The organism is Flavobacterium buctense (assembly GCF_014486695.1).
Lineage (GTDB): Bacteria > Bacteroidota > Bacteroidia > Flavobacteriales > Flavobacteriaceae > Flavobacterium > Flavobacterium buctense.
This window is the reverse complement of record NZ_JACTAB010000001.1, coordinates 426,945-441,594: the sequence shown is the minus strand read 5'-3', so window position 1 is coordinate 441,594 and position 14,650 is coordinate 426,945. Positions and strand designations below refer to the sequence as shown.

General features: G+C 37.4%; 15 protein-coding genes. 5 read left to right on the top strand and 10 right to left on the bottom strand.

What is annotated here, in order from left to right:
- Nucleotides 1–44 precede the first annotated feature (44 nt).
- The 10 genes from ICG50_RS01955 to hemA all read right to left on the bottom strand — a co-directional run bounded on the left by ICG50_RS01955 (nucleotide 45) and on the right by hemA (nucleotide 9,555).
- The gene (locus tag ICG50_RS01955; RefSeq protein ID WP_187659228.1) at nucleotides 45–758 is read right to left on the bottom strand and encodes a 3'-5' exonuclease; all 714 of its coding nucleotides are present in this window, start codon (nucleotides 756–758) and stop codon (nucleotides 45–47) included.
- Nucleotides 759–824: 66 nt separating this feature from the next.
- On the bottom strand, nucleotides 825–1,295 hold the full coding sequence (locus ICG50_RS01950; RefSeq protein ID WP_187659227.1) for a methylated-DNA--[protein]-cysteine S-methyltransferase: 471 nt from the start codon (nucleotides 1,293–1,295) through the stop codon (nucleotides 825–827).
- Nucleotides 1,296–1,314: 19 nt separating this feature from the next.
- Nucleotides 1,315–1,689 carry a c-type cytochrome gene (locus tag ICG50_RS01945; protein ID WP_187659226.1) on the bottom strand — a complete coding sequence of 125 codons (375 nt, stop codon included), beginning with the start codon at nucleotides 1,687–1,689 and terminating at the stop codon, nucleotides 1,315–1,317.
- A gap of 108 nt (nucleotides 1,690–1,797) precedes the next feature.
- Nucleotides 1,798–2,796, bottom strand: coding sequence for a porphobilinogen synthase (gene hemB, locus ICG50_RS01940; protein WP_187659225.1), 999 nt, complete (start codon nucleotides 2,794–2,796; stop codon nucleotides 1,798–1,800).
- Nucleotides 2,797–2,813: 17 nt separating this feature from the next.
- Complete coding sequence (gene hemF / locus ICG50_RS01935; protein WP_187659224.1) at nucleotides 2,814–3,716, bottom strand: oxygen-dependent coproporphyrinogen oxidase; 903 nt, start codon at nucleotides 3,714–3,716, stop codon at nucleotides 2,814–2,816.
- Between the two features lie 23 nt (nucleotides 3,717–3,739).
- Entirely contained in the window at nucleotides 3,740–5,572 is a 1,833-nt protein-coding gene (locus ICG50_RS01930; RefSeq protein WP_187659223.1) for a hypothetical protein, read from the bottom strand.
- 7 nt (nucleotides 5,573–5,579) lie between these two features.
- Nucleotides 5,580–6,608 (bottom strand): uroporphyrinogen decarboxylase, encoded by a 1,029-nt coding sequence (gene hemE / locus ICG50_RS01925; RefSeq protein WP_187659222.1) that lies wholly within the window; start codon nucleotides 6,606–6,608, stop codon nucleotides 5,580–5,582.
- 30 nt (nucleotides 6,609–6,638) lie between these two features.
- Nucleotides 6,639–7,310 (bottom strand): uroporphyrinogen-III synthase, encoded by a 672-nt coding sequence (locus tag ICG50_RS01920; RefSeq protein ID WP_187659221.1) that lies wholly within the window; start codon nucleotides 7,308–7,310, stop codon nucleotides 6,639–6,641.
- Between the two features lie 3 nt (nucleotides 7,311–7,313).
- Nucleotides 7,314–8,246, bottom strand: a complete 933-nt coding sequence (hemC, locus tag ICG50_RS01915; protein ID WP_187659609.1) for a hydroxymethylbilane synthase — start codon at nucleotides 8,244–8,246, stop codon at nucleotides 7,314–7,316.
- 49 nt (nucleotides 8,247–8,295) lie between these two features.
- Complete coding sequence (hemA, locus tag ICG50_RS01910) at nucleotides 8,296–9,555, bottom strand: glutamyl-tRNA reductase (protein WP_187659220.1); 1,260 nt, start codon at nucleotides 9,553–9,555, stop codon at nucleotides 8,296–8,298.
- A 228-nt stretch (nucleotides 9,556–9,783) separates the two neighbouring features.
- On the opposite strand from hemA, the gene ICG50_RS01905 reads away from it, so the two are divergent.
- The 5 genes from ICG50_RS01905 to ICG50_RS01885 all read left to right on the top strand — a co-directional run bounded on the left by ICG50_RS01905 (nucleotide 9,784) and on the right by ICG50_RS01885 (nucleotide 14,647).
- Nucleotides 9,784–10,656 (top strand): AraC family transcriptional regulator, encoded by an 873-nt coding sequence (locus ICG50_RS01905; RefSeq protein WP_187659219.1) that lies wholly within the window; start codon nucleotides 9,784–9,786, stop codon nucleotides 10,654–10,656.
- A 99-nt stretch (nucleotides 10,657–10,755) separates the two neighbouring features.
- Nucleotides 10,756–11,769, top strand: coding sequence for a ferrochelatase (gene hemH, locus ICG50_RS01900; RefSeq protein WP_187659218.1), 1,014 nt, complete (start codon nucleotides 10,756–10,758; stop codon nucleotides 11,767–11,769).
- Nucleotides 11,770–11,777: 8 nt separating this feature from the next.
- Nucleotides 11,778–12,317, top strand: a complete 540-nt coding sequence (locus tag ICG50_RS01895; protein ID WP_187659217.1) for a CopD family protein — start codon at nucleotides 11,778–11,780, stop codon at nucleotides 12,315–12,317.
- Nucleotides 12,318–12,439: 122 nt separating this feature from the next.
- Nucleotides 12,440–13,852 carry a sensor histidine kinase gene (locus ICG50_RS01890; RefSeq protein WP_187659608.1) on the top strand — a complete coding sequence of 471 codons (1,413 nt, stop codon included), beginning with the start codon at nucleotides 12,440–12,442 and terminating at the stop codon, nucleotides 13,850–13,852.
- Nucleotides 13,853–13,864: 12 nt separating this feature from the next.
- Complete coding sequence (locus tag ICG50_RS01885; RefSeq protein ID WP_187659216.1) at nucleotides 13,865–14,647, top strand: enoyl-CoA hydratase/isomerase family protein; 783 nt, start codon at nucleotides 13,865–13,867, stop codon at nucleotides 14,645–14,647.
- Nucleotides 14,648–14,650: the final 3 nt, after the last annotated feature.

Below are 14,650 nucleotides of genomic sequence, written 5' to 3'. Positions count from 1 at the left end.
ATAAAAAAAACTAATATAAAAGAGGTCGTAATTGACCTCTTTTTTTATACGTGTAATATTTCCTCCTCTATCAATAAATCCTCTCTGCGGAGTCGGAGAAAGATTTGCGCTACTGCAATGACGTCTTTTTCGCAATAGGTTACGATTCGGTCAATGTCTTTTTCCACATAAAATACATGAGCCACTTGACTGCCATCGATATCGCCTTTTGGAGATGGTATGCCAAGAATTTTGGTCAATAATTTTAAAGAAGTAAAATGTTTATAATCACCAAATTTCCAGAGCTCCAAAGTGTCTAAATGTGGAATCTCCCAAGGTTTTTTGCCAAATAAATTCAGTTTAGCCGGAATCACAATTTGATTGATAATCATTCTTCGAGCTATAAAAGGTATGTCAAACTCTTTGGCATTGTGACCGCATAAAAGATGTTGGGCGCCATTGAAATGCGTGTCCAATAAATTAGAGAAATCTTTTAAAATCTTTTTCTCTTCGCCAAAAAAGGAAGTTACCCTAAAATTTCTGATGTCGCTTTTGTTGGCAAAATAACCGACCGATATACAAACGATTTTACCAAACTCAGCCCAAATACCGGCGCGTTCGTAAAAGTCTTCGGGTGTGTATTCGTCTTTTCTTTGGTACTGGGTTTTTTGTTCCCAAAGGGATTTCATCTCAGCATCCAAAGCGTTGAAGTTTTGTTCTTCGGGTACGGTTTCAATATCGAGAAAGAGAATGTTATTGAGAGGGATTTTTTCAATCATAAAGTAAAATTTAAGAATTAACTGATTTAAAATTAAACATTTATTTTAAATATGAAAGAAAAATAGTTAAAAAAGTGATTGTTGTGCGCTTGGGCTTTCGTGTTCCAACAACCATTTTTTTCGCCAAAGTCCGCCGGCATAACCGGTTAACGAACCATCTGTTCCAATTACACGATGACAGGGAACGACTATCCATAATGGATTTTTACCATTGGCAGATGCTACCGCGCGAATGGCTTTGACATCGCCTAACTTTTTGGATAAATCTAAATAAGACATGGTTTTACCAAAAGGAATATTTAGTAATTCTTGCCAAACTCTTTGTTGGAATTCGGTTCCGTTAGGGTTCATTTTGAAATCAAAATCGTTTCGATTTCCTTGAAAATAATCATTAAGTTGACTAATGGCTTCTTGCAAAACAGGTGGGATTTCGGAAGTCACTTCGCCTTCTTCTAAAATGGAGATTACTGAAATTCCTTTGTCATCGCCGGCAATTTTGGCGACGCCGAGTGGTGTTCTAATAAAGGCTGTTTCCATGCCCTAAAGTTAGGAAATATTACTTTGAAAAAGTGTAAATATACTCTTGTAACGCCTTCAATTCTTCGTCGCTCATTTGTTTGGTGATGGCGAAATTGGTTTTCATGGTTTCGTACTGACTTGGATCAACAATTGGGTCGGCTTCTTCTTTGAGGAAAGAAACAATGCTACCTTTTTTTTCTTTGTAGATTATGGCAATCTCAGTAATGCTTGGTCCGATTACTTTTTGGTCGGGCAAATGGCAGGCGGTGCACGTTCCTTTGCCTTCAAATAATTCCTGACCGGAAATGGCTACTGCGGTATTGTCTTGTTTGGGTTGACCGTAGTTGTCTTCGGTTTCTTTTTTACAAGACGTGAAGGTTATGATAAAAGTGAGTAAAATAATTCTTTTCATAGTGTACAAAAATTCAATACAAATCCTAATTAGCCCCGATGGGAGTATTTACCGTGTAGTGCGGACAGCGGGAAAATGGATAACCGATAAAGCACGAACCATTCGCTCCTATTTTTGATTCAGTAAAACTGCAGCTTCTTTGGCAAAATAAGTCGAAATCAAACTGGCACCGGCACGCTTGATACACATTAATTGCTCCATCATGATTTTGTCGTGGTCGAGCCAACCTCTTTCGGAAGCGGCTTTAATCATAGCATATTCGCCCGAAACGTGGAAAACTGTTACGGGAACATTCACGGCGTTTTTAACTTCGCGAACGATATCTAAATACGCTATTCCGGGTTTTACCATGACCATATCGGCGCCTTCTTCTACGTCCATTAAAGCTTCTTTGATGGCTTCGATGCGGTTGGCGTAATCCATTTGATAGGTTTTTTTGTCTTTGGGAACGACTACATCGGCTTCTCTTGGCGCACTGTCCAAGGCATCGCGAAACGGACCGTAAAATGCCGAAGCATATTTAGCGGAATAACTCATAATGCCTACATTTTGAAAACCTGCAGCGTCTAAACCTTGGCGCAAACGCAAAACACGTCCGTCCATCATGTCGCTTGGTGCTACAAAATCGGCTCCGGCTTGCGCGTGAGAAACCGCCATTTTTACCAGTGCTTCATTAGTGGCATCATTGGCAATATCGCCGTTTTCGATGATACCATCGTGACCGTAAATCGAATATGGGTCGAGAGCTACATCGGGCATTACAATCATTTCCGGGCAAGCGGTTTTAATGGCTTTTATCGCTTGTTGCATCAATCCGTTTGGATTCCAGGCTTCTTTGCCGGTGTTGTCTTTTAGACTTTCGTCGACTTTTACGTAGATGTTTACGGCGCGGATTCCCAGAGCGTAAATTTCTTTTACTTCTTCTACCGTTAAATCGATTGAACGACGGAAAATGCCGGGCATTGAGGAGATTTCAGATTTGTAATTTTCGCCTTCTGCTATGAACATTGGGAACATAAAGTCGCTCGGACTTAAACTCGTTTCGCGAACCAAAGAACGAATGCTTTCGTTGACGCGTAATCTTCTGCCTCTTTGTAGTGGAAACATAATTTTTATTTTTTAAGTTAAATCCAATCTATTGGATTTTCTAATACTTTAATTAATTTTTCTTCTATCGAATTGGTTTCCGGATGATGGTCGTAAACCCATTGCACGTGCGGTGGTAAACTCATCAAGATACTTTCAATTCTGCCGTTGGTTTTTAGGCCGAATAATGTGCCTTTGTCGTGAACCAAATTGAATTCGACATAACGACCACGACGGATTTCCTGCCAGGTTTTTTGTTCGGGGGAATACGATAATCCTTTTCTTTTTTCTACTATCGGAACATACGCTTCGCAGAAACTGTTCCCAACTTCGGTTACAAAATTGTACCAATCTTCCATTGACACTGATTCTGTTTCTTTGCAATAATCGAAGAACAAACCGCCGATTCCTCGGGCTTCATTTCTGTGTGCATTCCAAAAATAGCCGTCGCATTGTTTTTTGTACTTTGGATAAAACTCCGAATTGTGTTTGTCGCATGCGGTTTTACACGTTTGGTGAAAGTGTTTCGCATCTTCTTCAAACAAATAATAAGGCGTTAAATCTTGTCCGCCACCGAACCATGAATTGATAACATTTCCTTTATCGTCGTACATTTCGAAGTAGCGCCAATTGGCATGAACCGTTGGCACCATCGGACTTTTTGGATGAATGACCAAGCTCAATCCGCACGCAAAAAAATCGGCTTCGCCTACGTTGAACATTTTTTGCATCGCTTCCGGTAATTTACCGTGAACCGCTGAAATGTTTACACCGCCTTTTTCGAAAACTTTTCCGTTCTCCATAACACGCGTTCTTCCGCCGCCGCCTTCAGGTCGTTGCCAAAGGTCTTCACGGAATTTGGCTCCGCCATCGACTGCCTCTAGGGCAGAAGTGATTTGGTCCTGGAGGTTTTGGATGTAGGTGTAGAATTTATTTTTCATTTAGGTGAAGCGCTTTGTTTATCTTATCTATAATCATCTTGCGGATTACGACTTATATCCATTTCAAATTTAGTAGTGAGTTTTTCAATTAATTGGGCTTCGCCAAAAAGACTATACTCTCCATAAGTATCCGCATTTCTGTATAAATCCAGAAAATAATACTTTTCAGTAATCCCCGATTCTTCTACAATCTGATCTAAAACCAATCGGATTAGACCTAACTCGGAAAACTCAGAGTACTGTTCGGGAATAAGAATATAGCATTTGTCTTTATAGCTTATGAATACACGTGGTCCGCTTTTATTGAAATACTCATCATAAATATATTGAATACATGACTTTACTTCTTTAATTTTTCCACCACTTAAATTGATGAATTTCTCGAAGAGTACATTATAATTTTCAGTCTGTTTGATGTGTTCCGGCTCCAAGCTTACGCCTATTTCATTGAGTTCCATTGCGGTAAAAATGTTACTGCGTTTGTCTTCTCTTATGTCATTTAAAAAATCAGATTTTTGCTGATTGGTAAGTGTTTTGGTTTTAAAACCATTTTCTGCTAACCATTTTGTTTTTATATCTAACAAAAAATATTCTACCAAAAACACATTTCTTGTTTCACTAGATTTAATGCTATTTTGAACTAGTTCTGTAAATGACTTTGAATCCAAATAGGAAAAAGCGCTTTTAATTTGGGCAATCCAATAGTCCTTTTCGAAAAACCCTAACGTTTCTCCATTTTGAAGTAAGGACACTTGAAGTTGTGAATCATTTTTGATTTCTTCGTCTGAAAAAAAATCGCTGAAGGAATCACTATAAGTTTTCCTTTCCTTCATTTTATCTAACAATATTTGTTTTCTTTTGCTCAAGTCCAAAAAAGAAAATTCTGCATTGGTTATTAAATATTCTAATTCTGCATTTTGATCTTTAAGGATTTCATGATTTGACAACTCTTTAAGCTTATTAATTAAAGCCAAATTTCTTTTATCATTACTCCCAAGTACTTGATATAAAACTTGCTTTTTGAAATGTTTCTGCTCATCAATCCCTAATACTTGTATAGTATCCGTTTCTTCCGTTGAAATTTCAATGCTGCTAAACTCTTCCGGTTGAAAGGGGTTTTTATCTAAATAAGTATACAATTCATTTATTAATTCTTTTTGGGCGACAGGTGAACTTTTCTCATATATTCTAGGTAAAATATCACTCGTGCTAAAATTTGGTTTTTTTTGATTTATAGTTTTAGAAAAATAATTCGCTACCTTATCACTAACAGATTTCTCTTCGCAAAGTTTTTCGATTAATAATTCTGTTTGTGTTGATTTGTCTGAAAACAATCTGGTTTCAAAGAGTTGGGTTCTACCTTCAATTTTCTGTCTGTCTAAATAATAGATAATTGAACTTTCCAATTCGGGTACGGCTATTAACTCGAAAAGCTTGCTTTTAACAGCATCATTCAATGTATAGGGACGCAATGAATCATCAAACTCTTGCTTCATTTGTTCTAAAAATTCATCAATGGCATGATAATCCTCACTGTTTAAAATTTCTAAAACCTGTTGCAAAACGGTTGCATCACCTTGTTTATACCTACCGCCTATTGTTTTTCTGTCATTAATGATATGAACTCGTTCCCTTTGAGATGGATGGGTTTTTGTTTTGTCGATATAAGCTGAGAGAAAGGCTACATCAGTAGGATCCTTAACCACTATAATCTGGCCTCTCAAATCGTTATTTATTTGCTTGCTAATTATTTTTTCAATTCTCAGACTATCACTCAATAACGTTTGACCTTGCACATAATTTGAAATCATGGCAAAAAAACTAAACAACAACAATCCATAAATCTCTTTTCGCATAAAAAACTTATTTATTTCCGTATTCTTTCACCGCTTCCACAAATGCTTTGGCATGATCTACCGGTATGTTAGGTAAAATACCGTGACCCAAGTTTACGATGTAACTGTCTTTTCCGAATTCGTCTATCATTTCGTGCACCATTTTTTTGATGGTTGGAATTGGAGACAATAATCTTGACGGATCGAAATTTCCTTGTAAGGTGATTTTTCCGCCCGATAAATAACGAGCGTTTCTGGCCGAACATGTCCAGTCAACACCAAGTGCTGAGGCTTTTGATTTCGCCATGTCATTTAGCGCAAACCAACACCCTTTTCCGAATACGATTACTTTGGTATCTTCGGCTAAAGCTTCAACGATTTGGTTGATGTATGGCCACGAGAATTCTTGATAATCAACCGGAGAAAGCATTCCGCCCCAAGAATCGAAAATTTGAATGGCGTTACAACCCGCTTTTACTTTTTCTTTTAAATATAAAATAGTCGTATCGGTAATTTTTTGCAATAAAGTATGCGCTGCAATTGGGTTGGAGAAACAAAATCCTTTGGCCGTGTCAAAACTTTTCGAGCCTTTTCCTTCTACGGCATAACAGAAAATCGTCCATGGTGAACCGGCAAAACCTATAAGTGGCACCTCATCGTTTAGCATTTCTTTGGTCAATTTAATGGCGTCAAAAACGTAGCCTAAAGTTTCATTTACATCCGGAACAAAAACCTGATTCACTTGTTCCATTGTTCTGATTGGATCGGGAATTATTGGTCCCAAATTGTCTTTCAATTCTACGTGAATACCCATCGCTCTTGGTACCACCAAAATATCCGAGAACAGAATCGCAGCATCCGGTTTTACAATTCTAATGGGCTGAACCGTAATTTCGGCGGCTAATTCCGGCGTTTCACAACGGGTGAAGAAATCGTATTTGTCGCGTAAAGCTCTGAATTCAGGCAAATATCTTCCCGCTTGACGCATCATCCAAACCGGTGGACGTTCTACTGTTTCATTGTTTAAGGCGCGAAGGAATAAATCGTTTTTAATCATGTTTTAGGTTTTGTCGTTAGCTTGTGCTAACTATATTTTATTAAAAAATTCTATACTTTTTATAATGGTACTTTCAATGGTTGGTTGATTGGCGATTTGTACTTTCTTAGTAATACCTCTCAAACTTTTGGCCGTCGTACCTCCAATGCAAAAACAAATTTCGTCCCGAATGATATTGGTTTTCAAAAAACTTTGCACGCCTGACGGACTGAAAAACATAATGCCGTTTAAATTATCGGCTGCCTTGTGTGGTGTCAAAACGGTTTCGTAGACTTCAATTTCCTCGAAAATTACTCCGGCTAAAGTCAGTGAATCCGGTAAAATATCTCTTCTCAAATTCCCGCAGAAGAACGTAAAACTGCTTTTGAAATATTGGTTACAAATAATTGAAGCCAATTCCGATGCATAATCCGAGCTTACTATTACTTCAAAATCATTTTGTTCTAACAATGCTCTGGTTTTTTCACCTACACAGAAGCATTTTCGGGTTTTTATTTCGGTTATTTTGTTATTTTCCAAAACACTTTCAACTGCATTCTGACTAGTAAAGATTAAAAAATCATTAATCCTTTCAATGTCAAAATGTTTATTCACCACATCGATAAAATCGGCTTCTTCTATGGCAAAATTCGCACTCAACAATAATTGCTTTTGATTCTCAGAAAGCTTTTTGGTTGACAATAGGCGAATTTGATTTTCCATCGTTTATACTTTAGGTTTAAGCTGATTTTTGATTTCAGCCATCAAGTCACTTCCTCCATTTTCTAAAATTTCTTGTGCTGAGTGAAATCCTAACTTCTTCCATGCTGAAATATCCACCGCTTTCTTGATTTCAAATTTCTGTTTTCCGTCAAGCGAAAGCAGACATCCATGAAATTCTATCGTGTCATCATGCTGATTGTATTTGGCCAAAGCTCCGATTGGCGCGGTACAACCGCCTTCCAATGTTCTTAAAAACTGTCTTTCTATATAAGTACAAATTTCGGTTTCGATATCATTCAATTGTGAAACGGCATCAATGGTATAATTATCATTACCCATCGCTACAACCACCATTGCGCCTTGCGCCGGTGCCGGAATCATCCAATCTAAATCGATAAAAGTTTCCGGTTTTAAATTGATTCTTTCTAAACCGGCTGCTGCAAAAACTGCTCCGTTCCAGTTGTTATCCTTCAACTTTTGCATTCGTGTGTTTACGTTTCCGCGTAAATCAGTAACCGTGTGATTGGGGTATTTATTCAGCCATTGCGCTTGTCTGCGTAAGCTTCCGGTGGCAATCATTCCGGTTCCGTTTAGAAAATCGAGATTGCCTTTGTGGACTAAAATATCCAACACATTGGCTCTTTCCAAAACTGCTGCTTGTACAATACCGATTGGTAAAGCCGTTGGCACATCTTTCATAGAGTGCACTGCGATATCCACTTCGCCATTAATCATAGCGATGTCTAGAGTTTTGGTAAAAATTCCGGTGATTCCGAGTTCGTATAAAGGTTTGTCAAGGATGATATCGCCTTGCGATTTTACGGCAACAATTTCGGTTTTATAGCCTAAATCGTTGAGTTTTTTTTGAACGGTATGGGCTTGCCAAAGTGCTAGTTCGCTGTCTCGCGTTCCTATTCTAATAGTTTTTTCTTTCACTTTGTGCATTGGTTTTATTTTTCTCGCAAAGACGCAAAGGCGCGGAGTTTTAAAAGAATGATTTCTCTTGGTCTAATTGAAAAACTTTTTCAATCCATTCGATGCCTTCATCCATAGAATCGCCATCTTTCAGGTGATTTACAAAATGATTGGTGATTTTTTGGATGATTCTATTGCTGATTAATTCTGCTTGCTCTTCGTCGAAATTGGATAATTTTTTGCGTTGCACATTCAATTCGCCTTCTTTGATCGAATTTAATTTTTCTTTCAACGCTTGAATGGTTGGGGCAAATTTTCTGTTTTTGGCCCAAGCCATAAACTCTTCTTTGATTTCTTCAATAATGGCTTCAGCTGCCGGTATGTGGAGTTTTCTGTTTTCTAAAGTTTCATCTGTAATTTGAGAAAGATGGTCTAAGTGAATCAAAGTCACGCCTTCCACTTCTTTTACATTTTCATTGACGTTTTTCGGGATCGATAAATCCAAAATCAACAATGGTTTTTTGAGATTTAAAATCGCTTTATCAATAGTAGGATTTTGAGCACCGGTGGCTACAATCACCACATCTGCTTTTTGCAATTCCAACTGTAAATCGGCGTAATCTTTTACTACTAAATCTAATTTTTGAGCTAGTCTTTCGGCTTTGTCTTTGGTACGATTGATTAGTGTGATTTGCTCGTGTTTGGTATGTTTGACCAAATTTTCACAAGTATTTCTGCCAATTTTTCCGGTTCCGAAAAGCAAAATGTTTTTATTGGCGATGTCTTCTACATTTTTGATAATGTATTGCACAGACGCAAAAGAAACCGAAGTCGCTCCGGTAGAAATATCGGTATCGGTTTTGATCTTTTTACTGGCTTGGATAACTGAATTGACTAATCTTTCCATAAAAGCATTTACCAGACCGTTTGATTTGCTTTCAACAAAAGCAATTTTCATTTGGCTGATAATTTCGAAATCACCTAATATTTGGCTGTCTAAACCGGTTCCAACGCGGAACATGTGATTGATTGCTTCTTGGTTTTTATAGATGTAAGCCACTTCCTGAAATTCAGGAACTGAGCCTTGGCTGTTTTCACAAAGTAATTTGATTAATTCGTATGGATGATTGGCGAAACCATATATTTCAGTTCGGTTACACGTTGATGTAACGATTAAGGCTTCGATTCCTTCGGCTTCGGCTTGCATCAACAAAGTTGATTTAGCTTTGGCATCCAAACTGAACTTTCCTCTGATTTCAGCATCTGCTTTTTTGTAACTTAATCCAACGGCGTAAAAAGAGGTGTGTTTCGACATATTAAAATTTTCCATAGACTACTTTCCTTAAAAAGTTCAACAAAAATATTACTATACAATTTATAAAAGTAACGCTGTAGGGACTTTTTGTGTCGCTGTGAGATATTTTGATTACCAAATATCTTTTTAGCGTTATTTATCATAAATTTGCAATGAAATCAAGTCTTCGCGAATTCTTTATGTAGATTCATTCTAAATAAGAATTTCACTTGCTTTCGAAATCATATACGAAAAAATGTCGCTATGGGTTCTCAAGAAATAATAACTATTGAAAATGATTTTACTTTAATTCGTTTTCAAAACGATGGAAATGACCATTTTCATGTGAAAAGGCACATCAGTCAAGGGCTCATCCAATTTCACTTTGGCATCAAAGGCAGAGCTAAATTTGTCTTCAATCAGGGAAATTATGCTTTGGATTTGAAAGAAGAGAAGTCATTGTTATTCTACAATCCGCAAAAAGAATTGCCTTTGGACTTAGAATTGGCGCCTAATTCTTGGGTGATTTCTGTTATTATTTCCATCCAAAAGTTCCATTCTTTGTTTAGTAATCAATCCGACCATATTCCGTTCTTGAGTCCGGAGAACAACGACAAAAAATATTATAAAGAAGAAAATATCAGTCCGTCAATGGCTATTGTTTTGAGTCAGATGTTCCATTATTCATTAAATCCGTCTATCAAAAACCTTTATTACAAAGGAAAAGGTTACGAATTATTGAGTTTGTATTTTAACCGAAATGAAGATCCAAATGCCGAGCAATGTCCGTTCCTGATTGACGAAGACAATGTGATGAAAATCAAAAAAGCCAAAGAAATCATGATTGCCAATATGGCCGAACCGCCGGGATTAGAAGAACTTTCAGAGCAAGTTGGGCTAAGTTTGAAAAAATTAAAAATGGGTTTCAAGCAAATTTACGGCGACACCGTTTATGGTTTCCTATTCGACTATAAAATGGATTACGCCCGACAGTTGTTAGATTCCGGTTCTTATAATGTGAATGAAGTTGGGCTCAAAATCGGCTACAGCACCGGAAGTCATTTTATTGCCGCTTTCAAAAAGAAATTTGCCACAACACCGAAAAAATATTTAATGAGTTTGAATGCCAATACCTAATCGCATTGATTTCGTATATCAAACCATTAGTAAAAAATTTATTTAGCCAAAAGCCAAAAAAAAAGTTTCATTACTTTTAACAAAATTAAAATTGCCAAAATGAAAGGAGTATTATTAGTCAATCTCGGTTCGCCCGAAAGTCCAACTGCCAAAGACGTTAAACCGTATTTAGATGAATTTTTAATGGACAAATACGTTATCGACGTACCATTTTTATTAAGAGCGCTTTTAGTGCGCGGGATTATTTTACAAACTCGTCCTAAAAAATCTGCAGAAGCTTATTCCAGAATTTGGACTAGTGAAGGCTCGCCTTTGATTGTGATTTCGAAAAAAATGCACAAAAAAGTTGCTTCCAAAGTTGAAATTCCCGTAGCTCTTGCTATGCGTTATGGAACAATCACTATTCAAAAAGGATTGCAAGAATTGAAAGACAAAGGGGTTACCGAAGTGATGCTTTTACCATTATATCCGCAACACGCTATGGCATCAACCACAACCATTGTTGTTTTGGCTGAAGAATTGCGTCAAAAGTATTTCCCGGAAATGACGTTTACCAATGTACCTGCATTTTACAACAAACCGGATTACATTCAGGCATTAGCCAATTCGATTAAAAAACATTTGGAAGGATTTGATTACGACCATTTATTATTTTCGTATCACGGAATCCCAAAACGTCATATTCGTAAAACGGATATTACTAAATCTCATTGTAAAATCGATGGGTCTTGTTGCAACACACCTTCTCCTGCTCACGAATTTTGTTACCGTCATCAATGTTATGAGACCACAAAACAAGTCGTAAAATTATTAGGTATTCCGGAAGGCAAATACAGTCAAACATTCCAATCTCGATTGGCGGGCGACAAATGGTTAACGCCTTACACGGATGTTGAAATCAATAAAATGCCAGAACAAGGGATTAAAAAATTAGCTGTAGTTACTCCGGCCTTTGTTGCGGATTGTCTTGAAACTTTAGAAGAGATTGCTATGGAAGCCAACGAACAGTTTTTACATCACGGTGGAGAAGAATTTATGGCAGTGCCTTGTATGAATGATGAAGACGAATGGTGTCAGGTTGTGGCGAATTGGATTAAGGATTGGAGTAAATAATTGTCTAAATGGAACTCTACAACTACATAAAATCTTTGCACCTCATCTTTGTCATCACTTGGTTTGCGGGTTTGTTTTATATCGTTCGCTTGTTTGTGTACCAAATTGAAGCCAACGATAAGCCGTCGCCCGAGAAAGAAATTCTGCAAAAGCAATACAAAATCATGACGTATCGTTTGTGGTACATCATTACTTGGCCGAGTGCAGTTTTAGCAACAATATTTGCTTTTTGGTTGTTACTTATAATCCCGGCTTGGTTGCAAATGCCTTGGATGCATGTCAAATTAGGTTTTGTGGTTTTATTGTTTGCCTATCATTTCAAATGCCATCAGATTTATAATCAGTTGCAAAATGACGAATTCAAATACAGTTCCAACTTTATGAGGTTGTGGAACGAAGGCGCAACGATTATCTTGTTTGCAGTAGTTTTTTTAGTAATTTTAAAAAATGCTTTCAACTGGATTTATGGCGTAGTCGGAATCGTTTTGTTTTCGGTATTGATTATGCTGGGCTTTAAATTTTACAAACGAATAAGAGAGAAAAAATAGTTGACAGTCTCAGTCTCAGTTAACAGAAAAACTGCGACTGAAAACTGCGACTGAAAACTTAATAAATGCTAAACGGCTTCAAAATGTCAATGCTTTCGCTTCGCATCAGGATTTTCCTGTCGATGATTATTTTGATATTGATGGCTTCTATTTTGATGGCTTCCATTTCGATTATCCAGTTTAAAAACGAAGCCAAAGATTACCATCAAGAACGCTTAGACCGAAAAGAATTTGCGATAAAAGAGCACATCAACTATGTGCTTTCCACCACCACTTATCCGTTGACGCCCGAAAATCTAAGACTGGTTTTCAAAGATAAAATTCACGAGTTGTCCGATATTCATAACTTGGAAATCAATATTTATTCGCTTGAAGGAAAATTAGTCAAATCGTCTAAGTCGACTTTTTCTGTAGACAAAGTCGCGCCACCCATTCCTAATTATATCCTCAAACTCGTTCAATCTTCAGTTGACAAAAGATATGTGGATATTAAAAACATTGACGGCGTAAAAAACCGTTCTTCTTACAGCCAAATCAAAGATGACAAGTTCAAACCATTGGGCATTTTGAATATTCCGTATGTGGAAGACGATGGTTTTTACGAAACCGAATTGCGCGAATTTCTATTGCGATTGAGTCAGGTGTATTCCTTTATGTTAGTCATTGCTTTTGCTTTAGCGTATTTCTTAGCGAGTTACATTACTAAATCGCTGAAAACCATTTCGGATAAAATCAACGAAACGAGTTTGAACCAAAAGAACGAGAAAATTGTCATCGAAGCCAACAGCAAAGAAATCAACTCTTTGATCAATGCTTATAATCAAATGGTCGACAAGTTAGAAGAAAGTGCCAGCATGTTAGCCCAAAGCGAGCGTGAACAAGCTTGGCGCGAAATGGCAAAACAAGTCGCACACGAAATCAAAAATCCGTTAACACCTATGCGTTTGACCGTGCAAAGTTTCCAAAGAAAATTTGACCCAAATGATCCTGAATTAAAGCAAAAACTGAATGATTATTCCAAAACCATGATTCAGCAAATTGATACGATGAGTTCAGTGGCTTCGGCTTTTTCCAACTTTGCTTCGATGCCCGCGCAACAGAATGAAAACCTTAATGTGGTTGATGTAGTTGAATTGGCACTAGATATTTTTAACGAAGATTATATCGTTTTTGAAAGCAATAAAGAAGAGATTATTTCAAAACTCGATCGGACACAATTGATTCGAATCATTACCAATTTGGTTAAAAATGCCACACAATCCATTCCGGAAGAGCAAGAAGAAAAACACATTTTGGTTTCGGTTAATGAAGTGGAAGACAATGTGATTATTACAGTAAAAGACAACGGAATTGGTATAGACGCAGAAAATATCGAGCATATCTTTGAACCCAAATTCACCACCAAAACCAGCGGTATGGGATTAGGCTTGGGAATTATCAAAAACATTATCGAAAATTACAAAGGAACTATTACTTTTGAAACCGAACCGGGAAAAGGCTCCACTTTTATGGTATCACTTCCTATTGTTAAATAAAACACACATCTTATGAACTTCGAAAACATACTCATTGCTATTGACAACGGCATCGGACAAATCACTATCAACCGTCCGGCAAAATTAAATGCTTTAAACAAAGCCACCATACAAGAACTACATGACGCTTTTGAAAGCTTGGAAAATAATTCCGAAGTGAGAGTAATTATCATCACCGGTGAAGGTGAAAAGGCTTTCGTTGCCGGAGCAGATATTTCGGAATTTGCCAGTTTCTCTATTGAAGAAGGCGCACAATTGGCGGCACAAGGACAAGAATTACTATTTGATTTTGTTGAAAAATTGAAAACTCCGGTTATTGCAGCAGTGAATGGTTTTGCACTTGGTGGTGGCTTAGAATTGGCAATGGCTTGTCATTTCAGAGTAGCTTCAGACAATGCTAAAATGGGCTTGCCGGAAACTTCATTAGGTGTTATTCCCGGTTATGGAGGAACGCAACGTTTACCACAATTGGTTGGAAAAGGACGCGCTATGGAAATGATTATGACCGCCGGAATGATTGATGCGGAAACAGCAAAATGGTATGGTTTAGTCAATCACGTAGTGCCACAGAACGAACTTTTAGAATTTACCAAAGGCATTGCTGCTAAAATCATGCGCAATTCTCCAAACGCCATCGGGAAAGCCATAAAAGCGATTAATGCCAATTACAAACACGATGTGGACGGTTATGATGTAGAAATCAGAAATTTTGGTAAATGTTTTGGCACTGAAGATTTTAAAGAAGGTACAACGGCTTTCTTGGAAAAAAGAAAAGCCAGTTTTACAGGAAAATAATTT